The following is a 25,343-nucleotide window of genomic DNA, read 5'->3' as shown; positions in this document are numbered from 1 at the left end:
AAAGTCACCGATCGGTCAGATCAGTGGAACTGCTCTTCTTCGGTGGAGCCGGTGAGGGCGGTAACCGAAGATTTGCCACCCTGGATCACGGTGGTCATGTCGTCGAAGTAGCCGGTGCCGACTTCCTGCTGGTGGGCCACGAAGGTGTAGCCCTTCGAAGCGTCAGCGAATTCCTGCTCCTGCAGCTTGACGTAGGCGGTCATGTCGTTGCGGGCGTAGTCGTGCGCCAGGTTGAACATGCCATGCCACATGTTGTGGATGCCGGCCAGGGTGATGAACTGGTGCTTGTAGCCCATGGCCGACAGTTCGCGCTGGAACTTGGCGATGGTCGCGTCGTCCAGGTTCTTCTTCCAGTTGAAGGAAGGCGAGCAGTTGTAGGACAGGATCTGGTCCGGGTATTCCTTCTTGATCGCTTCGGCGAAGCGACGGGCTTCGTCCAGGTCCGGCTTCGCGGTTTCGCACCAGATCAGGTCGGCGTATGGCGCGTAGGCCAGGCCGCGGGCAATCGCCTGGTCCAGGCCGGCGCGGACTTTGTAGAAGCCTTCCGGAGTACGGTCGCCCACTACGAACGGCTGGTCGTACGGGTCGCAGTCGCTGGTCAGCAGGTCAGCGGCGTTGGCGTCGGTACGGGCCAGGATGATGGTCGGTACGCCGGCAACGTCGGCTGCCAGACGGGCAGCGGTCAGCTTCTGCACGGCTTCCTGGGTCGGAACCAGTACCTTGCCGCCCATGTGACCGCACTTCTTCACCGAAGCCAGCTGGTCTTCGAAGTGAACGCCGGCGGCGCCTGCTTCGATCATGTTCTTCATCAGCTCGTAGGCGTTCAGCACGCCGCCGAAACCGGCCTCGGCGTCAGCCACGATTGGCGCGAAGTAGTCGACGTAGCCTTCGTCGCCCGGGTTCTTGCCGGCTTTCCACTGGATCTGGTCGGCGCGACGGAACGAGTTGTTGATGCGCTTGACCACGGTTGGAACCGAATCCACCGGGTACAGCGACTGGTCGGGGTACATGGATTCTGCCGAGTTGTTGTCGGCAGCCACTTGCCAGCCGGACAGGTAGATGGCCTGGATGCCGGCCTTGACCTGTTGTACAGCCTGGCCGCCGGTCAGGGCGCCCATGCAGTTGACGAAATCTTTCTCAGGGCGGAAGGACGGGTGTGCGCCCTTGGTCACCAGGTTCCACAGTTTTTCCGCACCCAGGCGAGCCAGGGTGTGCTCTGGCTGGATCGAACCACGCAGACGGACGACATCGGCAGCGGTGTAGGTACGGGTCACGCCTTTCCAGCGCGGGTTCTCGGCCCAGTCTTTTTCGAGGGCTGCAATTTGCTGTTCGCGTGTCAGTGCCATGGAAATAAACCTCGTCGCATAGGTCTTGGTGAAAAGAGTTCGCTCTGTCGGCTGCGCTGTGTCGTACAGGGGCAGCACCGAATGCTCGCGGCTCAGGGACGCGCTGGCGATGAAACAGTCTAGTCGGGCGAAATCGCGACGGTGAACGATGTGGGCTCGGAGGGGGAAGTGAGCAGGTGCGGGCGTCCGTCGGGCAGGTTGGCTCGTGGATGCCGTGCTGCTTCGATCAGGGTGTGCCGTGTACCGTTTGATGCGCTTCCGTCCCTCGGGACAACCTCGTTCCAGTCGTGATCACGTCCAACGCGCCTTGTGGGCTGTACAGACACGAATCGGCCTCGGGGGTAGTTCGAAGCGCGACCCGAAGGCCCTTGCCAGGGCCCCTGATTAGCGGGAGCGGGGCCATCATGCCTCTGTGATTTGAGGTCGTCAAATGTTTTGTAGTGCTTTTTTCACTTCACTACATCTTTGGTCTAATACGACTCCTCAGTCAGTTTCAAGGCCGTTGGTCGAGGCCTTGATTTCCGTGGGTTCAGTCCAAAGCGTCGACTTTTACCCGTAAAGTCATGTTTTCACCGCGCTGGGTGGAGTAGGTGATGGCCGAGGCAGAGCGGTCGGCCTGGCTCTGCTGATTGAATCCGGCCAGGGTGATCCACTCGCCGAGCTTGCCGGTGACCTTCGTGTCGGTACTTTGTACTTTCACTACATCGGGACGTTCCTGGCTCATCCGGTCATTGTTGGTGCTGATGGCCAGGTGAACGGTTTCACCCGAGACGCTGGCGGTGACGTAGAAGCCCTGGGTGACGTTGCGGTATTCGGTCTGGCTCTGCAGGCGGCCGTAGGGGTCGGTCTGGGTGCTGGTGAGGGGCACGCTCTGGCCGATCTGGATCAGCGCCGGGGTGCCTTCGCTGGCCTGGATCTGTTGCAGGCCGCCGTCGCGGTTGGCGGTGCCGTAGCGGATGACTCGGCCGTTGCCGTGGTTGTCCTGGTAGTTGCTGTCGTCGTTGTCGACGCTGATCAGCAGGCGTTTCGGGGCGGTGTCCAGGTCACGGAGAAGGGTGCGAAGTTCGTCGATCTTGCCGGGTTCGGCCTTGACGATAAGCTTGTTCTCGAAGGCGCTGACGGTGCCGTCCCGGCCGATGAAGGCCTGGGCCGTGGGCAGGATTTCCGCGCTGGTGCGGTGGTTCAGCGGCAGGACTTCGGTGGCGGCGACAGCGGTGAGGCTGAAGGCCAGAAGCAGGGAAGCGAGTAGGGGGCGTAGCGGCATGTCCATGATCTCCGCGGGTGGAGTGGACATGATGGCAAAGATTTTTTGCGGTCGGGAGGATTTGCTGTGGATTTGAAGGCCTCATCGCTGGCAAGCCAGCTCCCACAGGGTCCGTGGGGCTGGCTTGTCGGCGATTGGGGTCACAGAGGTTTCGAGTCGCGCACCATGTCGACATGAGGAATCCCGGCTTCCAGGAACTCCTCACTGACCACCCGGAACCCCAAACGCTCATAGAACGCCGTGGCATGCACCTGCGCCGTCAGCATCTGCTGGCTCAGGTCGCGGTTCTGCGCTTCGATGATCGCCGCCTGCATCAGCGCATCGCCGACTTTCAGGCCGCGCCAGTCCTTGAGCACGGAAACCCGGCCGATCTGTCCGTCCAGCAGCAGGCGGGCGGTGCCGATGGCGTAGTCGTCTTCCATGGCCAGGAAATGGATGGCTTCGTTGTCGTCCGAGTCCCATTCCAGCTCCGGCGGCACGTTCTGCTCGGCGATGAACACCGCCTCGCGAATGCGGCGGATATCTGCATTGTCCTTGTGCCAGTCGGCCAGACGGACCTTGATCTTATTCATTGGCGAACCCCAGGCTTCCTTGCTGGATCAACTGGCGCACCAGTTCCAGGCCGTTTTCATCGCCGAGCCAGTCGCCAAGGTTCTCGGCGTGCAGCGCATCGGCAGAGCAGATCAGTTTCAGCAGCTCGCGCAGGTTGCCCGGCAGCAGACGGCTCTGGCCGCTGGCGAACAGCAGCAGGTTGTCGTCCACTTCCGACCAGGCCAGGCGCGCGCTCGGGTTGCGAATGATGATCGCGCCTTGCTCTAGGCTGTCGATCAGGTCTTCCTCACTCAGTTCCTCGCCGCTGACCAGTTCGGGGTAGCGCGGCTCGGTCATGAACTGGCCGAACCAGGTTAGCAGCAGGCGCTCGTCGCCCATGTGCTCGTTGAGCAGGCTTTTCAGGCGGCCGAGGGCATCGTGCTGGATCTGGTGCGGATCGTCGCTGACCGGCTGGGCATCGGCGTCGCTGTAGCGCTCTTCGTCGGTAAGGAACTGGCCGAGGAAGTCGGTGAAGTGGGTCAGCACTTCGGCGGCGCTCGGGGCGCGGAAGCCGACCGAGTAGGTCAGGCAGTTGTCTTCGGCGACGCCGTAGTGGGCCAGGCGCGGCGGCAGGTAGAGCATGTCGCCCGGTTCCAGGGTCCACTCGTCGCTCTGCTCGAAGTCGGCGAGGATGCGCAGGTCAGGGTGCTCCAGCAGCGGGCTGTCGCTGTTGCACATCTGTCCGACTTTCCAGTTGCGCTTGCCCTGGCCCTGGAGCAGGAACACGTCGTAGTTGTCGAAGTGCGGACCAACGCTGCCGCCCGGGGTGGCGAAGCTGATCATCACGTCGTCGATGCGCCAGCTCGGCAGGAAGCGGAAGTGCTCCAGCAGTTCGCCGACTTCCGGAACGAACTGGTCGACCGACTGCACCAGCAGGGTCCAGTCGCGCTCCGGCAGGCTGCCGAAAGTCTCTTCGGTGAACGGGCCGCGGCGCAGTTCCCACGGGGTTTCACCGTGTTCCAGGACCAGGCGCGACTCGACTTCTTCTTCCAGGGCGAGGCCGGCCAGTTCGTCGGCATCGATAGGGCTTTCGAAATCGGTAAAGGCCTGACGGACCAGCAACGGTTTTTTCTGCCAGTAGTCGCGCATGAACTGGCGCGCAGTCAAACCGCCGAGAAGTTGCAGTGGGATATCAGGATTCATGATTAACCTATTGAAAAAAGACAATTTTCTTTCAGGAATAAAAACGCCCGGCTCGGCCGGGCGTTAAAACGCGGGTCGCGGATCAGACGCGCTTGGCTTGCTCTGCAGCGTTGCCGATGTAGCTGGCAGGGGTCAGCTTCTTCAGCTCTTCGCGAGCGTCGGCAGGCATGTCCAGGCCTTCGATGAAAGTCTGCAGTGCTTCCGGGCTGATGCCCTTGCCGCGAGTCAGCTCCTTGAGCTTCTCGTAGGGGTTTTCGATGTTGTAGCGGCGCATGACGGTCTGGATCGGCTCGGCCAGGACTTCCCAGCAGGCGTCCAGGTCGTCGGCGATGCGCGCGGTGTTGATTTCCAGCTTGCCGATGCCTTTCAGGCTGGCTTCGTAGGCGATCACGCTGTGGGCGAAGCCGACACCGAGGTTGCGCAGCACGGTGGAGTCGGTCAGGTCGCGCTGCCAGCGCGAAACCGGCAGTTTGCTGGCCAGGTGCTGGAACAGCGCGTTGGCGATGCCCAGGTTGCCTTCGGAGTTCTCGAAGTCGATCGGGTTGACCTTGTGCGGCATGGTCGAGGAGCCGATTTCGCCGGCAACGGTCTTCTGCTTGAAGTAGCCCAGCGAGATGTAGCCCCAGACGTCACGGTCGAAGTCGATGAGGATGGTGTTGAAGCGGGCGATGGCGTCGAACAGCTCGGCGATGTAGTCGTGCGGCTCGATCTGCGTGGTGTACGGGTTGAACACCAGGCCCAGCTCGTCTTCGATGAAGGCGCGGGCGTTGGCTTCCCAGTCGATCTGCGGGTAGGCCGACAGGTGGGCGTTGTAGTTGCCCACGGCGCCGTTGATCTTGCCCAGCAGTGGCACGGCGGCAACCTGGGCGATCTGGCGCTCCAGGCGGTACACGACGTTGGCCAGTTCCTTGCCCAGGGTGGTCGGCGAAGCCGGCTGGCCGTGGGTGCGCGACAGCATCGGCACTTCGGCGAAGCGGTGGGCCAGTTCACGGATCGACTGGGCGATCTGGCGCATCAGCGGCAGCAGCACGGTGTCGCGGCCTTCGCGCAGCATCAGGGCGTGGGACAGGTTGTTGATGTCCTCGCTGGTGCAGGCGAAGTGGATGAATTCGCTGACCTTGGCCAGTTCCGGCAGCTTCGCGGCCTGCTCCTTGAGCAGGTACTCGATGGCCTTGACGTCGTGGTTGGTGGTGCGCTCGATCTCTTTGACGCGCTCGGCGTGCTCGAGGGCGAACTCATTGGCCAGACCGTCCAGCAGGGCATTGGCTTCGGCGGAGAAGGCCGGGACTTCGGCGATCTGCGGGTGGGAAGCCAGGCGCTGCAGCCAGCGGACTTCGACCAGGGCGCGGAAACGGATCAGGCCGTATTCGCTGAAAATGGGGCGCAAGGCCTGGGTTTTGCCGGCGTAGCGGCCGTCTACAGGGGAAACCGCAGTGAGCGAGGAGAGCTGCATGGGGTGTTCTCGGACAGTCAGGCTTTTAAGAGGGCGCATATCATACATGAAAAATGCGCCCGGGTCGGGTGGCTGACAAAAGGTATTTGTCAGCCGCGAAGCATTGGATAGAGCTCGCGCAACAGCTTGCGGCGGCTGAACACCAGCTGCCAGCGGTGCCCGCCGAGCTGGCGCCAGAGGCGCGCGGCACGGATGCCGGCCAGGAGCAGGGCGCGGATCTTCGAAGCGTTGTTGGTCTGCTGCAGGTGGCGCATGTCGCCGTGGACCTGGATGCGCTGACGCAGGGTGCTCAACGTATCCTGGTACAGCGCGCCACTTGAAGCGATGACGTTTTCGTGAACCAGGCCGAAATGGTCGGCCTGGGACTGGATCTGCGGCAGGCGGTTGCCGATGGTTTCCAGCATGTCGCCACGCTTGGCCAGTTGGCGCTCCAGGCCGAGCATCGACAGGGCGTAGCGCAGCGGCTCGCGCTGCAGGCTGCCGGGGTCGCGCTCCAGGGCGCTGGCCAGGGCGCGGTAGCCGTCGCGCAGGTTGAGGTCGTCGCCGCCGAAGACTTCCAGGGTGTCCTTGGGGTCACGGACCAGCAGGCTGCCGAGCATGCAGCCGACGTCGGCCTCGCTGACCGAGCCGGTGCGGGCGATGCGGTCCACCAGCACGGCGGCCTGGAACACGCCGCCGAGGGCAATCAATTGCTCCTGGGTCTGGTTCATCCGCGCGGGCTCCACGGCTCGGCGATCTCGATCACGCCGCCGCCGAGGCAGACTTCACCGTCGTAGAACACCACGGACTGGCCGGGGGTGACCGCACGCTGCGGCTCGTCGAAGATCGCGCGGTAGCCGGTTTCGGTGCGCTCCAGGGTGCAATCCTGGTCGCTCTGGCGGTAGCGCACCTTGGCGGTCAGGCGGCGCGGCGCGGACAGGTCGACCGGGTTGACCCAGAAGATGTCCGAGGCGAGCAGGGCGCGGGAGAACAGCCATGGGTGTTCATTGCCCTGGCCGACCACCAGCACATTGCGCGCGAGGTCCTTTTCCAGCACGTACCACGGCTCGTCGCCGGCGTCCTTGAGACCGCCGATGCCGAGGCCCTGGCGCTGGCCGATGGTGTGGTACATCAGGCCATGGTGGCGACCGATGACTTCGCCTTCGGTGGTCTGGATCTCGCCCGGCTGGGCCGGCAGGTATTGCTTGAGGAAGTCGCTGAAGCGGCGCTCGCCGATAAAGCAGATGCCGGTGGAATCCTTCTTCTTCGCCGTCGCCAGGCCGTGTTTCTCGGCGATGGCGCGGACTTCCGGCTTCTCCAGCTCGCCCACCGGGAACAGGGTGCGGGCGATCTGCTCGCCGCCGACGGCGTGGAGGAAGTAGCTCTGGTCCTTGTTCGGGTCCAGGCCCTTGAGCAGTTCGGTGCGGCCGTCGATATCGCGGCGACGCACGTAGTGGCCGGTGGCGATCAGGTCGGCGCCGAGGGACAGGGCGTAGTCGAGGAACGCCTTGAACTTGATTTCCCGGTTGCAGAGGATGTCCGGATTCGGGGTGCGGCCGGCCTTGTATTCCTCGAGGAAATGTTCGAAGACGTTATCCCAGTACTCGGCGGCGAAGTTGGCGGTGTGCAGCTTGATGCCGATGCGGTCGCACACGGCCTGGGCGTCGGCCAGGTCTTCGCGGGCGGTGCAGTATTCGGTGCCGTCGTCCTCTTCCCAGTTCTTCATGAACAGGCCTTCCACCTGGTAGCCCTGCTCCATGAGCAGGACGGCGGAAACGGAAGAGTCCACGCCGCCGGACATGCCGACGATGACGCGCGTCTTTTCGGGAGCGGGAAGAGCTGTTTCGGACATAGGTATGGGATGCGTATCTGGAAAAAGACGACGATTCTATCAGGCTGCGTCCTGCAAGGCGAAAGGCGCGCTCAGTTGCGGATCAGATCCAGGCTGTGCAGCGGGCCGGCCAGGTAATCGTCGAGGCATTGCGGCACCAGTTCGCTGCGCCAGCGTTGCGGGTCGGCGAGCAGTTCTTCGCGGGTCAGCCAGACGGCGCGGACGATATCGCTGTCCAGGGCGCGCTCGGTGTGGTGCTTGACGGGTTTGGCGGCAAAACAGATGCGCTGGTAGGTCACGCCGTTGCTGGGGGCGGTGTAGAGGTAGATGCCGACCACGCCGGTCAGCTCGACGTCCCAGGCGGTCTCTTCCAGGGTTTCCCGCAGGGCGGCTTCGAGCAGGGTCTCGTTGGCTTCGAGGTGCCCGGCGGGCTGGTTGAAGACGTGCTTGCCGGCCTTGAACTCTTCGACGAAGAGGAAACGGCCCTGGTCTTCGACGACGGTGGCGACGGTGATGTGGGGTTGCCAGGTCATTTTGTATTCCTTGAGAGGGAGGTGTGGCTTGCAAAGAACCCTGTGGGAGCTGGCTTGCCAGCGATGAGGCCGGACCTGACAGCCTCTTGGTCAATGCCGGCCAAATCGCTGGCAAGCCAGCTCCCACAGGGTTCAGCGTGCAGCTGATATAAAAAACCCCGGTGCGTGGCCGGGGTTTTCCTTTATTGCTTCAAGCTGACGCTCTTACAGTGCGGCGATCGCGCTGTTGAAGGTCTGGCTTGGGCGCATCACCTTGCTGGTCAGCTCGACGTCGGTGAAGTAGTAACCACCGATTTCAGCTGGTTTGCCCTGCACGGCGTTGAGCTCGGCGACGATGGTCGCTTCGTTCTCGGCCAGTGCCTTGGCCAGCGGGGCGAAGCGTGCCTGCAGGGCAGCGTCTTCGGTTTGTGCAGCCAGTGCCTGGGCCCAGTACAGGGTCAGGTAGAAGTGGCTGCCGCGGTTGTCGATGCCGCCGACCTTGCGCGCAGGGGACTTGTTGCTGTCCAGGAACTGGCCGGTGGCCTGGTCCAGGGTGGCCGCCAGTACCTTGGCTTTCGGGTTGGCGTAGGCGTTGCCCAGGTGCTCCAGGGAAGCGGCCAGGGCCAGGAACTCACCCAGGGAGTCCCAACGCAGGAAGTTTTCTTCGACCAGTTGCTGCACGTGCTTCGGCGCCGAACCGCCGGCGCCGGTTTCGAACAGGCCGCCGTTGTTCATCAGCGGGACGATCGACAGCATCTTGGCGCTGGTGCCCAGTTCCATGATCGGGAACAGGTCGGTCAGGTAGTCGCGCAGCACGTTGCCGGTGACCGAGATGGTGTCCTGGCCGGCGCGGATGCGCTCCAGGGAAACCTTCATCGCCTCGACCGGTGCCAGGACGCGGATGTCCAGGCCAGTGGTGTCGTGGTCCTTCAGGTAGGTCTGGACCTTCTCGATCAGCACGCCGTCATGGGCGCGTTGCGGGTCGAGCCAGAAGATCGCCGGGGTGGCGCTGGCACGAGCGCGGTTGACCGCGAGCTTGACCCAATCCTGGATTGGCGCGTCCTTGGTCTGGCACATGCGGAAGATGTCGCCCGCTTCCACTTCCTGTTGCAGCAGCAGGTTGCCCTTGCTGTCGAGGACGCGGATGGTGCCGTCGGCCTTGGCCTGGAAGGTCTTGTCGTGGGAGCCGTACTCTTCGGCTTTCTGTGCCATCAGGCCAACGTTCGGCACGCTGCCCATGGTGGTCGGATCGAAGGCACCGTTTTTCTTGCAGTCTTCGATGACGGCCTGGTAGATGGTGGCGTAGCAACGGTCCGGGATCAGCGCCTTGGTATCCTGCAACTGGCCTTCGGTGTTCCACATCTTGCCCGAGTCACGGATCATCGCCGGCATCGAGGCGTCGACGATCACGTCGCTCGGTACGTGCAGGTTGGTGATGCCCTTGTCGGAGTTGACCATGGCCAGGGCCGGACGAACGGCGTAGACCGCCTTGATGTCGGCTTCGATCTGCGCCTGCTGGTCGGCTGGCAGGGTCTTGATGCGGGCGTACAGGTCGCCGATACCGTTGTTCAGGTTGAAACCGATCTGCTCCAGTACGGCAGCATGCTTGTTCAGCGCGTCAGCGTAGTACTCGGCAACGATCTGGCCGAACATGATCGGGTCGGAGACTTTCATCATGGTGGCTTTCAGGTGCGCCGACAGCAGCACGCCCTGGGCCTTGGCATCTTCGATCTCGGTGGCGACGAAGGCGCGCAGGGCCTTGGTGCTCATGACCGCGCAATCGATGATTTCGCCGGCTTTTACCGAAGTTTTCTCTTTCAGGACGGTAGTGGCGCCGTCCTTGCCCAGCAGTTCGATGCGCAGGCTGTCATCGGCTTCGATGAGGGCTGCTTTTTCGCTGCCGTAGAAGTCGCCGCTGCTCATGTGGGCAACGTGGGACTTCGAGTCGGCGGCCCAGGCGCCCATCTTGTGCGGGTGCTTGCGCGCGTAGTTCTTGACCGACAGCGGGGCGCGGCGGTCGGAGTTGCCTTCGCGCAGGACCGGGTTCACGGCGCTGCCTTTGATGCGGTCGTAACGCGCCTTGGCTTCCTTCTCGGCATCGTTGCTCGCGGTGTCCGGGTAGTCCGGCACGTTGAAGCCCTTGCCTTGCAGCTCCTTGATCGCGGCCTTCAGTTGTGGAACCGAGGCGCTGATGTTCGGCAGCTTGATGATGTTGGCTTCGGGCGTGGTCGCCAGTTGGCCCAGTTCCGCCAGGTGATCGGCCACTTGCTTGTCGGCGCCGAGCTGTTCTGGGAAGGCGGAGAGGATGCGGCCGGCGAGAGAGATGTCCCGGGTTTCTACCGAGATCTCGGCGGTAGCGGTGAAGGCTTCGACGATAGGCAGCAGGGAGAAGGTGGCGAGGGCGGGCGCTTCGTCGGTGAAGGTGTAGATGATCTTCGAACGGGTGGACATATTCGGGTTAACTCTCTGTTTTGCTGAGCGTGCTCGGAATCTCGGTAGGGCGCGCAGGGTAAGCGCTTCGCTCAGACACATCCATAAGCGGAAAGTCGAGGATTCCAGGCTGTGATGGTGGGTTGCATCAGTCGAGTGTCAAACGGCTGCACTGCTGTAACAGTTCAGTCTTGTCGGGGCCGTGGGGCCTGTGGCGGTCGTCTCGCCCCCGAGTGACCCTTGGGTCACCGGCGCAGTATACCAATTCCTTGGTCCTAATCAGCAAGACGAACATGTCGGATGGCCATTTATAGACCAAAGATGTAGAGCTTTTTTCAGCTTCGTGACGGTTTTCCCCGTGAGGTTTCCGTTCTCCGCCAAGTGGGTTAGGCTCAGTGGATTGCATGACTTCAAACCAAGAAAAAGCGGAGTGCAGCATGGGATACCAGAAAATCGAGGTTCCGGCAGTCGGCGACAAAATCACCGTCAACGCAGACCATTCTCTCAATGTTCCAGACAATCCGATCATCCCGTTCATCGAGGGCGACGGCATCGGCGTCGATGTCACCCCGGTGATGATCAAGGTGGTCGACGCTGCGGTCGAGAAGGCCTACGGCGGCAAGCGCAAGATCTCCTGGATGGAGGTCTATGCCGGTGAAAAGGCCACCCAGGTCTACGACCAGGACACCTGGCTGCCCCAGGAAACCCTCGATGCAGTGAAGGATTACGTGGTTTCCATCAAGGGCCCGCTGACCACCCCGGTCGGTGGCGGTATCCGTTCCCTGAACGTGGCCCTGCGTCAGCAGCTCGATCTCTACGTCTGCCTGCGCCCGGTGGTGTGGTTCGACGGCGTGCCGAGCCCGGTGAAGAAGCCAGGCGATGTCGACATGGTGATCTTCCGCGAGAACTCCGAGGACATCTACGCCGGTATCGAGTGGAAGGCCGGTTCGCCCGAGGCCAACAAGGTCATCAAGTTCCTCAAGGAGGAAATGGGCGTCACCAAGATCCGCTTCGACCAGGATTGCGGTATCGGCGTCAAGCCGGTGTCGAAGGAAGGCACCCAGCGCCTGGTGCGCAAGGCCCTGCAATATGTCGTGGACAACGACCGCAAGTCGCTGACCATCGTGCATAAAGGCAACATCATGAAGTTCACCGAAGGCGCATTCAAGGACTGGGGCTACGAGATCGCCCGGGACGAATTCGGCGCCGAGCTGCTCGACGGCGGCCCGTGGATGAAGTTCAAGAACCCGAAGACCGGCCGCGAAGTCATCGTCAAGGACGCCATTGCCGACGCCATGCTCCAGCAGATCCTCCTGCGCCCGGCCGAATACGACGTGATCGCCACCCTCAATCTCAACGGTGACTACCTGTCCGACGCCCTGGCGGCAGAGGTGGGCGGTATCGGTATCGCGCCGGGCGCCAACCTGTCCGACACCGTGGCCATGTTCGAGGCGACCCACGGTACCGCGCCGAAATACGCCGGCAAGGACCAGGTCAACCCGGGCTCGGTGATTCTCTCCGCCGAAATGATGTTGCGCCACCTCGGCTGGACCGAGGCGGCCGACCTGATCATCAAGGGCACCAACGGTGCCATCCGCGCGAAGACCGTGACCTACGACTTCGAACGCCTGATGGATGGGGCGACGCTGGTCTCGTCTTCCGGCTTCGGCGAAGCGCTGATCAAGCACATGTAACGATTAAAGGCCCGCGTCAGTTAAATGAGGCGGGCCTTCATTCGTAAAGCCTGTTGAGACTCAAGCGTCTGCTGTGATGGCTGCGGCAGCCTTGGCCTCCACGGTGGCAGGCGCCGAGCGGATCTCTGTGGCGTGTAATCCCTTCGGGCCTTGAATGATTTCGAAAAGAACCGGCTGACCCGCTTTCAGCGTTTTATAGCCGTCCATCTGGATCGCCGAATAGTGTGCGAACAGGTCGTCTGTCTTTCCGTCTTCATTGATGAAGCCGTAACCCTTCGCATTGTTGAACCACTTGACTTTACCGCTTGCCATCCTCATATCCCTCTGCAAAGGACTCCATCACTGGAGTATCATCCACTCCATCCGCATACGAACCTGCGAAATTCCTGGTTGACTGCGCGGATCTAATTGACCACGGTGGGTTCTTATTGGTTGTAACACCGTTTTACCGATAGTCAAGGTCAGGCGACGGGCCGTAATCCGCGCCGTTCCAGCGGCCAACCCACAACCTTAACCTGTCGAAATGATGAAATTCTTTCCATGCATGCACATAGCCAGATTCGACTAACATTCAATCAGGATCGCCCGCAATCGCATGAGGACGATGGCTCCGGATTGGCGGTACAGGAAGCCAAGCCGGCGCTGCAGGCGCCACCGATGTACAAGGTGGTTTTGTTCAACGATGACTACACGCCGATGGATTTCGTCGTCGAAGTGCTCGAAGTGTTCTTTAACCTGAACCGCGAGCTGGCGACCAAGGTCATGCTGGCCGTCCATACCGAGGGACGGGCAGTCTGCGGATTGTTTACCCGCGACATCGCCGAAACCAAGGCCATGCAGGTCAACCAATACGCCAGGGAAAGCCAGCATCCGCTACTCTGTGAAATCGAGAAGGACGGTTAATCGCCGACCACTTGGGTATGAGGTGAAGCTATGTTAAACCGCGAGCTCGAAGTCACCCTCAATCTGGCCTTCAAGGAGGCGCGCTCGAAGCGTCATGAGTTCATGACCGTCGAGCACCTTCTGCTGGCATTGCTGGACAACGAGGCTGCCGCCACCGTTCTGCGGGCGTGCGGGGCGAATCTCGACAAGCTCAAACACGATCTGCAGGAGTTCATCGACTCCACCACGCCACTGATCCCCGTTCACGACGAGGACCGCGAAACCCAGCCGACCCTGGGCTTCCAGCGGGTGCTGCAGCGTGCCGTTTTCCATGTACAGAGCTCCGGCAAGCGTGAAGTGACCGGGGCCAACGTACTGGTCGCCATTTTCAGCGAGCAGGAAAGCCAGGCGGTGTTCCTGCTCAAGCAGCAAAGCGTGGCTCGCATCGATGTGGTCAACTACATCGCCCACGGTATTTCCAAGGTTCCCGGGCACGGCGAACACCAGGAAGGCGAGCAGGAGATGCAGGACGAGGAGGGTGGTGAAACCTCGTCGTCGAGCAATCCGCTGGACGCCTATGCCAGCAACCTCAACGAACTGGCGCGCCAGGGGCGGATCGATCCGCTGGTGGGGCGTGAGGTCGAAGTCGAGCGCGTGGCGCAGATTCTCGCCCGTCGGCGCAAGAACAACCCGCTGCTGGTCGGTGAGGCCGGTGTCGGCAAGACCGCCATCGCCGAAGGCCTGGCCAAGCGCATCGTCGACGGCCAGGTGCCGGACCTGCTGTCCCACAGCGTGGTCTACTCCCTGGATCTCGGTGCCCTGCTCGCGGGCACCAAGTACCGCGGTGACTTCGAGAAGCGCTTCAAGGCGCTGCTGGGCGAGCTGCGCAAACGCCCGCAGGCGATCCTGTTCATCGACGAAATCCACACCATCATCGGTGCCGGCGCGGCATCGGGCGGGGTGATGGATGCGTCCAACCTGCTCAAGCCGCTGCTGTCCTCGGGTGATATCCGTTGCATCGGTTCGACCACCTTCCAGGAATTCCGCGGCATCTTCGAGAAGGACCGGGCCCTGGCCCGACGCTTCCAGAAGGTCGACGTCAGCGAGCCGTCGGTGGAAGACACCGTGGGCATCCTGCGCGGTCTGAAGGGTCGCTTCGAGTCGCACCACAGCATCGAATACAGCGATGAAGCCCTGCGCGCCGCTGCTGAACTGGCCGCACGCTATATCAATGACCGGCACATGCCGGACAAGGCCATCGACGTGATCGACGAAGCCGGCGCCTACCAGCGCCTGCAGCCGGTCGAAGCGCGGGTCAAGCGCATCGAAGTGCCGCAGGTCGAGGACATCGTCGCTAAGATCGCGCGCATTCCGCCAAAACACGTCACCAGTTCCGACAAGGAGCTGCTGCGTAACCTGGAGCGCGACCTGAAGCTGACCGTCTTCGGTCAGGATGCCGCTATCGACTCCCTGTCCACCGCCATCAAGCTGTCCCGTGCGGGGCTCAAGGCGCCGGACAAGCCGATCGGTTCCTTCCTGTTCTCCGGCCCGACCGGGGTGGGCAAGACCGAAGTGGCGCGGCAGTTGGCCAAGGCCCTGGGTGTGGAGCTGGTGCGCTTCGACATGTCCGAGTACATGGAGCGGCATACCGTTTCCCGTCTGATCGGCGCGCCTCCGGGCTATGTCGGTTTCGACCAGGGCGGTCTGCTGACCGAGGCGATCACCAAGCAGCCGCATTGCGTGTTGCTGCTCGATGAAATCGAGAAGGCCCACCCGGAAGTCTTCAACCTGCTACTGCAGGTGATGGACCACGGTACCCTGACCGACAACAACGGGCGCAAGGCGGACTTCCGCAACGTGATCCTGATCATGACCACCAACGCCGGCGCGGAAACTGCGGCGCGTGCCTCGATCGGCTTCACGCATCAGGATCACTCTTCCGACTCCATGGAAGTGATCAAGAAGAGCTTCACGCCGGAGTTCCGCAACCGTCTGGACACCATCATCCAGTTCGGCCGTCTCAGTCACGAAACCATCAAGAGCGTGGTGGACAAGTTCCTCACCGAGCTGCAGGCGCAACTGGAAGACAAGCGCGTCCTGCTCGAGGTCTCGGATGCGGCGCGTGGCTGGCTGGCGACCGGTGGTTACGATGTGCTGATGGGCGCACGGCCGATGGCCCGGCTTATCCAGGACAAGATCAAGCGGCCATTGGCCGAGGAGATCCTGTTTGGCGAGCTGGCCGAGCATGGCGGTGTGGTGCATGTCGACATCCGCGATGGCGAACTGGTGTTCGACTTCGAAACCACGGCGGAGATGGCCTGACCGGAGATCTTGTGGGGGTAGGCTGGCCTCATCGCTGGCAAGCCAGCTCCCACAGGGTCGGCGGTGCACTCGATACCTGTGGGAGCTGGCTTGCCAGCGATGAGGCCCTCAGCCTCACCCCAAAAAACAGCAAAAACAAAAAAGCCCGGCATCTGCCGGGCTTTTTCGTTCGTATCGACTTTTAGCGGGCGCGGTAGGTGATGCGCCCTTTGCTCAGGTCGTACGGCGTCAGTTCGACGCGGACCTTGTCGCCAGTCAGGATACGGATGTAGTTCTTGCGCATCTTGCCGGAGATGTGCGCGGTTACGACGTGCCCGTTTTCCAACTCCACGCGGAACATGGTGTTGGGCAGGGTGTCGACGACAGTGCCTTCCATTTCGAAGCTGTCTTCTTTCGACATGCAGTAAAGCCCTCGGTGTTCAGTTATGGCCGGCCACAGAAGCACCCGGCTACAAAAAGTGGCGTGCATTGTGCCCGAAAAAGGGAGGTCAAGCCAAGGATTTCAATTAAGGGTGACCCAGCGCTGGTTGATCAGCAGTTCAATAGGGCGGTATTGGGTCTTGTAGTTCATTTTTTTGCAGTTCTTGATCCAGTAGCCCAGGTACACCGCATCCAGGCCAAGGCGCAAGGTTTCACCGATCTGCCAGAGAATGGCGTAGCGGCCGAGGCTGCGTTTTTCCTCGGTCGGTTCGTAGAAGGTGTACACGGCTGACAGGCCGTTGGGCAGCAGGTCGGTTACCGCCACGGCGACCAGCCGGCCTTCGAGGCGGAATTCGTAGAAGCGCGAAAACGGCAGGTCGCGGACCAGAAACGTCGAGAACTGGTCACGACTGGGCGGGTACATGTCGCCATCGGCATGGCGCTGCTCGATATAGCGCCGGTACAGGTCGAAGTATTCTTCATTGAAAGAAGGGCGGGCCGGGCTCACCACCAGGTCGGCATTGCGCTTGATGATGCGCTTCTGCTGGCGGTTAGGCGAAAAGCGCGCAGCCGGAATACGTGCCGGTACGCAGGCATTGCAGTTCTGGCAGTGGGGCCGGTACAGATGGTCGCCACTGCGACGAAAGCCCATTTCCGACAGGTCCGCATAGACGGTGGCGTCCATTGGCTGGCTCGGGTCGAGGAACAGCGTGGTGGCCTGCTCGTCAGGCAGGTAGCTGCAGGCATGGGGTTGAGTGGCATAGAACTTCAACCGCGCCAACTCAGTCATGGTCAACCCCTCGGCAGGTTTTTTACTAATTGTAAGCCAGCTCTGGAAACTCGCCTAGCAAACGGCCTGCGTACAGATCCAGGTCGCGCGATTGGGCTGGTCCAGATATTGATTCAGATAATCGGCGAAGGTTGCCCTGGCGATGGCCCGGGCACCAAGGCTGTGCAAATGATCGGTGGGCATCTGGCAGTCGATCAGGACGAAGCCGGCCTCGCGCAGGTGCTCGACCAGGGCGACGAAACCGACCTTGGAGGCGTTGTCGGCCCGGCTGAACATCGACTCGCCAAAGAACAGCCGGCCCATGGCCAGGCCATACAGCCCGCCAACCAGCTCGCCATCACGGCGCACTTCCACCGAATGGGCGAGGCCCTGGCGGTGCAGCTCGACATAGGCGGCCTGCATGCTGTCGGTGATCCAGGTGCCGTCGGCATAGGCCCTCGGCGCAGCGCAGGCGGCGATCACGGCCGGGAAGTCCTGGTCGAAGCTGACCTGGTACTGGCCCTGGCGGATCAGCTTGCGCAACGAGCGCGACACATGCAGCTCATCAGGGAACATCACCGTGCGCGGGTCGGGTGACCACCAGAGAATCGGCTGGCCGTCCTGGTACCAGGGGAAGCAGCCGTGGCGATAGGCCTGGACCAGGCGTTCCGGGCGCAGGTCGCCGCCCGCGGCAAGCAGGCCGTTGGGTTCGCGCAGGGCCTTCTCCAGTGGCGGGAAGTCCAGGGTGTTGCGGTTCAGCCAGGTCAGCATCGTGGTCCGTCGCGGTTTGGCAGGGCAGGGGAGGGCGCCCAGCATGACCCGAAAAAGCCTCGCCGGACAACCCCGCGCCAGACGCCGCGCGGCCCTGGCGATGATGGCTGTTGGCCCCGTGCGCAACTTAATATCCGTACAGTTGTCCCAACCATGCAAAAACACCGCATAAGCCTTTGTCACAAAAGAAAATGCGTGCTCAAATTGTTGTATTGGAATGTGCACCTGTCATGGCACGTTCCGCCGAGCGTCATGGCGATGGATCGGCAGTAATGTTAAAAGTAGTGATTTGTTGACCGGCCCCCTTGGTCAATCACGGTTGGACGCGCTTCCGCGCAGGAATAGACCAGTTTTGAAGAAAACCACAGCAACACCCAATCCCGAGCCGCTCTGGCGCCAGCAGTTGCATTACAGGCTCAAGGAAGGTGCCCTGATTGCCATGGGCGCCCTGTGCCTCTATCTGTGGATGGCATTGCTGAGCTACGACCAGGCCGACCCGGGCTTCAGCCACACCAGCAACGTCGACCAGGTGCAGAACGCCGCCGGGCGTGCCGGTGCCTTCTTCGCCGACATCCTGTTCATGGTGCTGGGCTACTTCGCCTATATCTTCCCCTTGTTGCTGGCGATCAAGACCTGGCAGATCTTCCGCGAGCGACACCAGCCCTGGCAGTGGAGCGGCTGGCTGTTCTCCTGGCGGTTGATCGGCCTGGTGTTCCTGATCCTCTCCGGCGCCGCCCTGGCCCATATCCATTTCCATTCCGCGCCGAGCCTGCCGGCCTCGGCGGGTGGCGCGCTGGGCGAAAGCCTCGGCGACCTGGCGAAAAACGCCCTGAACGTGCAGGGCAGCACCCTGATGTTCATCGCCCTGTTCCTCTTCGGCCTGACCGTGTTCACCGACCTGTCGTGGTTCAAGGTCATGGACATCACCGGCAAGATCACCCTCGACCTCTTCGAACTCTTCCAGGGCGCCGCCAGCCGCTGGTGGAGCGCGCGCAACGAGCGCAAGAAACTGGTCGCGCAATTGCGTGAGGTCGACGAGCAGGTCAATGAAGTGGTGGCCCCGGTGGTGCCGGACCGCCGCGAGCAGGCCAAGGCCCGCGAACGCATCATCGAACGCGACCAAGCCCTGGCCAGGCACGTTGCCGAGCGCGAGGACAAGACCCCGCCGGTGATCATGCCTGCGCCCGCCAAGGCCCCCGAGCCAAGCAAGCGCGTGCAGAAAGAGAAACAGGTGCCGCTGTTCGTCGACAGCGCCGTCGAAGGCACGCTGCCGCCGATCTCGATTCTCGACCCGGCCGAGCAGAAGAAGGTCAACTACTCGCCGGAGTCCCTGGCCGGCGTCGGCCAGTTGCTGGAAATCAAGCTGAAGGAATTCGGCGTCGAGGTCTCGGTGGACTCGATCCACCCGGGCCCGGTCATCACCCGCTACGAAATCCAGCCGGCTGCCGGTGTGAAGGTCAGCCGCATCGCCAACCTGGCCAAGGACCTTGCCCGCTCCCTGGCGGTGACCAGTGTCCGTGTGGTCGAGGTCATCCCCGGCAAGACCACCGTGGGTATCGAGATTCCCAACGAAGACCGGCAGATCGTGCGCTTCTCCGAAGTGCTGTCGTCGCCGCAGTACGACGAGGCCAAGTCGCCGGTCACCATGGCCCTGGGTCACGACATCGGCGGCAAGCCGGTGATCACCGACCTGGCCAAGATGCCCCACCTGCTGGTGGCCGGTACCACCGGTTCCGGTAAGTCGGTGGGTGTGAACGCCATGATCCTGTCGATCCTGTTCAAGTCCGGCCCGGAAGACGCCAAGCTCATCATGATCGACCCGAAGATGCTCGAACTGTCGATCTACGAAGGCATCCCGCACTTGCTTTGCCCGGTAGTCACCGACATGAAGGACGCCGCCAACGCCCTGCGCTGGAGCGTTGCCGAGATGGAGCGGCGCTACAAGCTGATGGCGGCCATGGGCGTGCGTAACCTGGCCGGCTTCAACCGCAAGATCAAGGACGCCGAGGAAGCCGGCGAGCCTATCTACGACCCGATGTTCCGCCGCGAAAGCATGGACGACGTGCCGCCGACCCTGACCACCTTGCCGACCATCGTGGTGGTGGTGGACGAATTTGCCGACATGATGATGATCGTCGGCAAGAAGGTCGAAGAACTGATCGCCCGTATCGCCCAGAAGGCCCGGGCCGCCGGTATCCACCTGATCCTCGCCACCCAGCGGCCGTCGGTGGACGTCATCACCGGCCTGATCAAGGCCAACATCCCGACGCGCATGGCGTTCCAGGTGTCGAGCAAGATCGACTCGCGGACCATCATCGACCAGGGCGGCGCCGAACAACTGCTCGGCCACGGCGACATGCTCTACATGCCGCCGGGCACCAGCCTGCCGATCCGCGTGCACGGCGCCTTCGTCTCCGACGACGAAGTGCACCGCGTGGTGGAAGCCTGGAAGCTGCGTGGCGCGCCGAACTACAACGACGACATCCTCAACGGTGTCGAAGAAGCCGGCAGCGGCTTCGATGGCGGTGGCGGCGGCGAGGGCGGTGAAGATGCCGAGACCGACGCGCTCTACGACGAAGCGGTACAGTTCGTCCTGGAAAGCCGCCGTGCTTCCATTTCCGCGGTTCAGCGCAAGCTGAAGATCGGCTACAACCGCGCCGCGCGGATGATCGAGGCGATGGAAATGGCCGGCGTGGTCACCCCGATGAACACCAACGGTTCACGTGAAGTCATAGCGCCGGGGCAGTCGCGGGACTGATCTTCCTTTTTTGACGGCGGGCACCGACGCCCGCCGTGTCATTCATTCAGCAACGAGGATTGCCATGCGCCTGATTCGCATGATGTTGGTTTCCGCTTTGAGCCTGTCCAGTGCCTCGGTGTTCGCCGCCGAAGCCGACGTGGCGCGCCTGAGCCAGTTGCTCGAGCGCTCGACGACCATCAGCGCCACCTTCTCCCAGCTGGCCCTGGATTCCAGTGGTACCCAGCTGCAGGAAACCAAAGGCCAGATGGCGGTCAAGCGCCCGGGCCTGTTCTACTGGCACACCGACGCGCCACAGGAGCAGGTGGTGGTGTCCGACGGCAAGAACGTCACCCTGTGGGACCCGGACCTGGAGCAGGCGACCATCAAGAAGCTCGACCAGCGCCTGACCCAGACCCCGGCGCTGCTGCTGTCCGGTGATATCTCGAAGATCGGCCAGAGCTATGACGTCACCTCGAAGGAGCAGGGCGAGGTCATGGACTTCGAGTTGCGCCCGAAGACCAAGGACACCCTGTTCGACTCGCTGCGCCTGTCGTTCCGGCGTGGCCTGATCAATGACATGCAGTTGATCGACAGCGTTGGCCAGCGCACCAACATCATGTTCAGCGGGGTCAAGGCCGGCGAGCCGATTCCGGACAGCAAGTTCAAGTTCGACGTCCCGGCGGGCGCGGACGTGATCAAAGAGTAAGAGGTCACCCAGTCGTCCATGGACCTGTTTCGCAGTGAACCGGTTGCCCAGCCCCTGGCCGCGCGCATGCGCCCGGCCAACCTGGACGAATACGTCGGCCAGCAGCACCTGCTGGCCCGCGGCAAGCCGCTGCGCGAGGCCCTGGAACAGGGCGCGCTGCATTCGATGATCTTCTGGGGCCCGCCCGGGGTCGGCAAGACCACCCTGGCGCGGCTGCTGGCGCAGTTCTGCGAGGCGCATTTCGAGACGGTCTCGGCGGTGCTCGCCGGGGTCAAGGAGATCCGCCAGGCGGTGGAAGTCGCCAAGCAGCAGGCGGCACAGTATGGCCGGCGGACCATTCTCTTCGTCGACGAGGTGCACCGCTTCAACAAGTCCCAGCAGGATGCCTTCCTGCCCTATGTGGAAGACGGCACCCTGATCTTCATCGGGGCGACCACCGAGAACCCGTCGTTCGAGCTGAACAACGCGTTGCTGTCGCGGGCCCGGGTCTATGTGCTCAAGAGCCTCGACGAGGAAGCCCTGCGCCGCCTGGTGCAGCGTGCGCTCACCGAGGAACGCGGTCTCGGCAAGCGCAACCTGAGCCTCTCCGACGAAGCCTTCGCCATGCTCCTGGCCGCCGCCGATGGTGATGGCCGGCGCATGCTCAACTTCCTCGAAAACGCCTCGGACCTGGCCGAAGACGGCAGCGAGATCGGCGCCGAGCTCCTGCAAAGCCTGCTCGGCGATACCCGCCGGCGCTTCGACAAGGGCGGCGAAGCTTTCTACGACCAGATTTCCGCGCTGCACAAATCCATCCGTGGCTCCAACCCGGACGCCGCGCTGTACTGGTTCGCGCGCATGCTCGACGGCGGCTGCGACCCGCTGTACCTGGCCCGTCGCGTGGTGCGCATGGCCAGCGAGGACATCGGCAACGCCGACCCCCGCGCCCTGAGCCTGTGCCTGTCGGCCTGGGACGTGCAGGAGCGCCTCGGCAGCCCGGAAGGCGAGCTGGCGGTGGCCCAGGCCATCACCTACCTGGCTTGCGCGCCGAAGAGCAACGCCGTGTACATGGGCTTCAAGGCCGCGCTGCGCGAAGCGTCGGAGCACGGTTCGCTGGAAGTCCCGCTGCACCTGCGCAACGCCCCGACCAAGCTGATGAAGCAGCTGGGCTACGGCGAGGAATACCGCTACGCCCACGATGAGCCGGGCGCCTATGCCGCCGGCGAGGACTATTTCCCCGACGAGCTCGAACCGCGCCAGTACTACCAGCCGGTGCCGCGCGGTCTTGAACTGAAGATCGGCGAGAAGCTGCGGCAACTGGCCGAGCTCGACCGCAACAGCCCGCGGCAACGGAGAAAACCGTGATAGCACTGATCGCTGCCGTCAGTGCCGGAGGGATTGCCGGCACCCTGTTGCGCTTCGCCACCGGCAATTGGGTCAACGCCCACTGGCCTCGACACTTTTATCTCGGTACGCTGGCCGTCAACCTGATTGGCTGCCTGTTGATCGGCCTGCTCTACGGACTGTTCCTGCATCGTCCGTACGTGCCGGTCGAGCTGCGGGGTGGCCTGATCGTCGGCTTCCTCGGCGGCCTGACCACGTTTTCATCCTTTTCACTGGATACCGTGCGCCTGCTCGAAAGCGGGCAGGCGCCGCTGGCTTTCGGCTATGCCGCGGCCAGCGTGCTGGGCGGCCTGCTCGCAACCTGGGCCGGCCTGGCACTTACCCGAATCTGAACCAACACCACACATAACGAGAGAACGATATGCTCGATTCCAAACTGTTACGCGGCCAACTTCAGGAAGTGGCGGACCGCCTGGCCTCCCGTGGCTTCAGCCTGGATGTCGCGCGCATCGAATCCCTGGAAGAACGCCGCAAGACGGTGCAGACCCGTACCGAACAGCTGCAGGCCGAGCGCAACGCACGCTCCAAGTCCATCGGCCAGGCCAAGGCCAAGGGCGAGGACATCGCCCCGCTGATGGCTGACGTCGAGCGCATGGCCGGTGAGCTGGCGGCCGGCAAGGTCGAGCTGGACCAGATCCAGTCCGAGCTGGACCAGATCCTCCTGACCATCCCCAACCTGCCGGACGCCAGCGTACCGGTCGGTGAAGACGAAGACGGCAACGTCGAAGTGCGCAGCTGGGGCACCCCGCGCCAGTTCGACTTCCAGATCCAGGACCACGTCGCCCTCGGCGAGCGCAACGGCTGGCTGGACTTCGAGACTGCGGCCAAGCTCTCCGGCGCGCGCTTTGCCCTGCTGCGCGGCCCGATCGCCCGCCTGCACCGCGCCCTGGCGCAGTTCATGATCAACCTGCATATCAACGAGCATGGCTACGAAGAGGCCTACACCCCGTACCTGGTCCAGGCCCCGGCGCTGCAAGGCACCGGCCAGTTGCCGAAGTTCGAGGAAGACCTGTTCAAGATTACCCGCGAAGGCGAAGCCGACTTCTACCTGATCCCGACCGCCGAAGTGTCGCTGACCAACATCGTTTCCAACGAGATCGTCGACGCCAAGGACCTGCCGATCAAGTTCGTCGCCCACACCCCGTGCTTCCGCAGCGAAGCCGGTGCCTCGGGCCGCGACACCCGCGGCATGATCCGCCAGCACCAGTTCGACAAGGTCGAGATGGTCCAGGTGGTCGAACCGTCGAAATCCATGGAAGCCCTGGAAAGCCTGACCGCCAACGCCGAGCGCGTGCTGCAGGCCCTGGAGCTGCCGTACCGCGTTCTGGCGCTGTGCACCGGCGACATGGGCTTCAGCGCCGTGAAGACCTACGACCTGGAAGTCTGGGTACCGAGCCAGGACAAATACCGCGAGATTTCCTCGTGCTCCAACTGCGGCGACTTCCAGGCCCGCCGCATGCAGGCGCGCTGGCGCAACCCGGAAACCGGCAAGCCGGAGCTGGTCCACACCCTCAACGGCTCGGGCCTGGCGGTAGGCCGGACCCTGGTCGCGGTGCTGGAAAACTACCAGCAGGCCGACGGCACCATCCGTGTGCCGGAAGTCCTCAAGCCGTACATGGGCGGCATCGAGGTCATCGGCTAAATGGAATTCCTGCCGCTGTTTCACAATTTGCGCGGCAGCCAGGTCCTGGTGGTGGGCGGCGGCGAGATTGCCTTGCGCAAATCGCGCCTGCTCGCCGATGCCGGGGCGCAACTGCGCGTGGTCGCGCCCGAGATCGAAGGGCAACTGGCCGCGCTGGCTCGGCACAGTGGCGGCCAGCTCTTGGAGCGTGGCTATCAGGAAGCGGATCTTGACGGTTGCCAACTGATCATCGCCGCTACCGACGACCCGGCGCTCAATGCCCGGGTCTCGGCCGAGGCGCGCAAGCGCTGCGTGCCGGTCAATGTGGTGGATGCGCCGGCACTGTGTTCGGTGATCTTCCCGGCCATCGTCGACCGCTCGCCTTTGGTGGTCGCGGTCTCCAGTGGCGGCGACGCCCCGGTGCTGGCGCGGTTGATCCGTGCCCGCCTGGAAACCTGGATTCCGGCCGCCTATGGCGAACTGGCCGGACTGGCTGCGCGGTTCCGTGACCGGGTCAAGCAGTTGTATCCGGACGTCAACCAGCGTCGTGGCTTCTGGGAGGAAGTGTTCCAGGGCCCGATCGCTGAACGCCAGCTGGCCGGGCAGGGCGCCGAAGCCGAACGCCTGTTGCAGGCCAAGGTCGAGGGCAAGCCCGAGCAGACGGCGGGCGAGGTGTATCTGGTGGGGGCAGGCCCGGGTGATCCGGACCTGCTGACCTTCCGCGCGCTACGCCTGATGCAGCAGGCCGACGTGGTGCTCTACGACCGTCTGGTGGCCCCGGCCATCATCGAGATGTGCCGGCGTGATGCCGAGCGTATCTATGTCGGCAAGCGGCGCTCCGATCACTCGGTGCCCCAGGAGCAGATCAACCAGCTGTTGGTGGACCTGGCGCGTCAGGGCAAGCGGGTGTTGCGTTTGAAGGGCGGTGATCCGTTCATCTTCGGACGGGGCGGGGAAGAGATCGAGGAACTGGCGGAGCAGGGCATTCCTTTCCAGGTGGTGCCGGGTATCACTGCAGCCAGTGGTTGCTCCGCCTATGCCGGGATTCCGCTGACCCACCGCGATTACGCGCAGTCGGTGCGCTTCGTTACTGGCCACCTGAAGGATGGCACCAGCAACCTGCCGTGGGATGACCTGGTGGCACCTGCGCAGACCCTGGTGTTCTACATGGGACTGGTGGGGTTGCCGACCATCTGTGCCGAGCTGATTCGCCATGGCCGTGCTGCCGATACCCCGGCGGCGCTGGTCCAGCAGGGTACGACCAAGAACCAGCGGGTGTTCACCGGCACGCTGGCCGACCTGCCGCAGCTGGTGGCGGAGCATGAGGTTCATGCGCCGACATTGGTGATCGTGGGTGAGGTGGTGCAACTGCGGGACAAGCTGGCCTGGTTCGAAGGCGCCCAAGTCTAGCGCAGATCCCTTGTAGGAGCGTGGCTTGCCCGCGAAGGACCGCGCAGCGGTCCCAAAATTGCGGCGACAATACAAT

Annotated in this window: 22 protein-coding genes; 9 read left to right on the top strand and 13 right to left on the bottom strand. The window is 63.0% G+C overall.

The features are described from left to right. Window positions 1-20: 20 nt before the first annotated feature. The 9 genes from aceA to AC2CQI_RS09730 form a co-directional block, all read right to left on the bottom strand. Complete coding sequence (aceA, locus tag AC2CQI_RS09770; RefSeq protein WP_075803220.1) at window positions 21-1,346, bottom strand: isocitrate lyase; 1,326 nt, start codon at window positions 1,344-1,346, stop codon at window positions 21-23. 529 nt (window positions 1,347-1,875) lie between these two features. Beyond that, on the bottom strand, window positions 1,876-2,640 hold the full coding sequence (locus AC2CQI_RS09765) for a secretin N-terminal domain-containing protein (RefSeq protein ID WP_484580022.1): 765 nt from the start codon (window positions 2,638-2,640) through the stop codon (window positions 1,876-1,878). A 110-nt stretch (window positions 2,641-2,750) separates the two neighbouring features. Continuing rightward, a complete protein-coding gene (locus AC2CQI_RS09760; RefSeq protein WP_075803218.1) occupies window positions 2,751-3,182 on the bottom strand; it encodes a GNAT family N-acetyltransferase in 432 nt (143 codons plus the stop codon). After that, entirely contained in the window at window positions 3,175-4,344 is a 1,170-nt protein-coding gene (locus tag AC2CQI_RS09755) for a ribosomal protein uL16 3-hydroxylase (protein ID WP_484580021.1), read from the bottom strand. Before AC2CQI_RS09755 ends, AC2CQI_RS09760 begins: the two co-directional genes overlap by 8 nt. 82 nt (window positions 4,345-4,426) lie before the next feature. Beyond that, window positions 4,427-5,797 (bottom strand): adenylosuccinate lyase, encoded by a 1,371-nt coding sequence (gene purB, locus AC2CQI_RS09750; protein ID WP_484580020.1) that lies wholly within the window; start codon window positions 5,795-5,797, stop codon window positions 4,427-4,429. Window positions 5,798-5,886: 89 nt separating this feature from the next. Next, window positions 5,887-6,507: a high frequency lysogenization protein HflD gene (hflD, locus tag AC2CQI_RS09745; RefSeq protein ID WP_075803215.1), complete on the bottom strand. Its 621-nt coding sequence runs from the start codon at window positions 6,505-6,507 to the stop codon at window positions 5,887-5,889. After that, the gene (gene mnmA, locus AC2CQI_RS09740; RefSeq protein WP_484580019.1) at window positions 6,504-7,628 is read right to left on the bottom strand and encodes a tRNA 2-thiouridine(34) synthase MnmA; all 1,125 of its coding nucleotides are present in this window, start codon (window positions 7,626-7,628) and stop codon (window positions 6,504-6,506) included. Before mnmA ends, hflD begins: the two co-directional genes overlap by 4 nt. Before the next feature lie 71 nt (window positions 7,629-7,699). Beyond that, window positions 7,700-8,140, bottom strand: coding sequence for an NUDIX hydrolase (locus AC2CQI_RS09735; protein WP_075803213.1), 441 nt, complete (start codon window positions 8,138-8,140; stop codon window positions 7,700-7,702). A gap of 204 nt (window positions 8,141-8,344) precedes the next feature. Then, window positions 8,345-10,570, bottom strand: a complete 2,226-nt coding sequence (locus AC2CQI_RS09730; protein WP_075803212.1) for an NADP-dependent isocitrate dehydrogenase — start codon at window positions 10,568-10,570, stop codon at window positions 8,345-8,347. Window positions 10,571-10,986: 416 nt separating this feature from the next. Here AC2CQI_RS09730 and icd point away from each other — a divergent pair, with 416 nt between their 5' ends. Beyond that, window positions 10,987-12,243 (top strand): NADP-dependent isocitrate dehydrogenase, encoded by a 1,257-nt coding sequence (gene icd / locus AC2CQI_RS09725; protein WP_075803211.1) that lies wholly within the window; start codon window positions 10,987-10,989, stop codon window positions 12,241-12,243. 60 nt (window positions 12,244-12,303) lie between these two features. Here icd and cspD read toward each other — a convergent pair whose 3' ends face one another. Next, window positions 12,304-12,555: a cold shock domain-containing protein CspD gene (gene cspD, locus AC2CQI_RS09720; protein WP_075803302.1), complete on the bottom strand. Its 252-nt coding sequence runs from the start codon at window positions 12,553-12,555 to the stop codon at window positions 12,304-12,306. 228 nt (window positions 12,556-12,783) lie between these two features. Between cspD and clpS the strand changes: the two genes are divergently transcribed. Continuing rightward, complete coding sequence (clpS, locus tag AC2CQI_RS09715; RefSeq protein ID WP_009400967.1) at window positions 12,784-13,146, top strand: ATP-dependent Clp protease adapter ClpS; 363 nt, start codon at window positions 12,784-12,786, stop codon at window positions 13,144-13,146. 30 nt (window positions 13,147-13,176) lie between these two features. Next, window positions 13,177-15,447: an ATP-dependent Clp protease ATP-binding subunit ClpA gene (clpA, locus tag AC2CQI_RS09710; RefSeq protein WP_484580018.1), complete on the top strand. Its 2,271-nt coding sequence runs from the start codon at window positions 13,177-13,179 to the stop codon at window positions 15,445-15,447. Between the two features lie 181 nt (window positions 15,448-15,628). Here the strand turns inward: clpA and infA are convergent, their stop codons facing one another. From infA to aat, 3 genes are all read right to left on the bottom strand, one after another. Further along, window positions 15,629-15,847, bottom strand: coding sequence for a translation initiation factor IF-1 (gene infA / locus AC2CQI_RS09705; RefSeq protein ID WP_002553999.1), 219 nt, complete (start codon window positions 15,845-15,847; stop codon window positions 15,629-15,631). A gap of 102 nt (window positions 15,848-15,949) precedes the next feature. After that, window positions 15,950-16,657 (bottom strand): arginyltransferase, encoded by a 708-nt coding sequence (locus AC2CQI_RS09700; protein WP_075804001.1) that lies wholly within the window; start codon window positions 16,655-16,657, stop codon window positions 15,950-15,952. A 54-nt stretch (window positions 16,658-16,711) separates the two neighbouring features. Continuing rightward, on the bottom strand, window positions 16,712-17,407 hold the full coding sequence (gene aat / locus AC2CQI_RS09695; protein ID WP_075804002.1) for a leucyl/phenylalanyl-tRNA--protein transferase: 696 nt from the start codon (window positions 17,405-17,407) through the stop codon (window positions 16,712-16,714). A gap of 352 nt (window positions 17,408-17,759) precedes the next feature. Here aat and ftsK point away from each other — a divergent pair, with 352 nt between their 5' ends. The 6 genes from ftsK (at window position 17,760) to cysG (ending at window position 25,267) form a co-directional block, all read left to right on the top strand. Then, window positions 17,760-20,165, top strand: a complete 2,406-nt coding sequence (gene ftsK / locus AC2CQI_RS09690) for a DNA translocase FtsK (protein ID WP_484580017.1) — start codon at window positions 17,760-17,762, stop codon at window positions 20,163-20,165. 64 nt (window positions 20,166-20,229) lie between these two features. After that, window positions 20,230-20,853, top strand: a complete 624-nt coding sequence (lolA, locus tag AC2CQI_RS09685; RefSeq protein ID WP_484580016.1) for an outer membrane lipoprotein periplasmic chaperone LolA — start codon at window positions 20,230-20,232, stop codon at window positions 20,851-20,853. Window positions 20,854-20,871: 18 nt separating this feature from the next. Beyond that, complete coding sequence (locus tag AC2CQI_RS09680) at window positions 20,872-22,197, top strand: replication-associated recombination protein A (protein ID WP_075804005.1); 1,326 nt, start codon at window positions 20,872-20,874, stop codon at window positions 22,195-22,197. Continuing rightward, complete coding sequence (crcB, locus tag AC2CQI_RS09675) at window positions 22,194-22,568, top strand: fluoride efflux transporter CrcB (RefSeq protein ID WP_075804006.1); 375 nt, start codon at window positions 22,194-22,196, stop codon at window positions 22,566-22,568. The genes AC2CQI_RS09680 and crcB overlap by 4 nt, the downstream gene beginning before the upstream one ends. 29 nt (window positions 22,569-22,597) lie before the next feature. Beyond that, window positions 22,598-23,878, top strand: coding sequence for a serine--tRNA ligase (gene serS / locus AC2CQI_RS09670; protein ID WP_075804007.1), 1,281 nt, complete (start codon window positions 22,598-22,600; stop codon window positions 23,876-23,878). Continuing rightward, a complete protein-coding gene (cysG, locus tag AC2CQI_RS09665) occupies window positions 23,879-25,267 on the top strand; it encodes a siroheme synthase CysG (RefSeq protein WP_484580015.1) in 1,389 nt (462 codons plus the stop codon). It abuts the gene before it with no gap. Window positions 25,268-25,343: the final 76 nt, after the last annotated feature.

The sequence above is a fragment of the Pseudomonas sp. P2S-1 genome (genome assembly GCF_057197725.1).
Note: the sequence above shows the minus strand (reverse complement) of the source record. Positions and strands in the feature narration are given on the sequence as shown.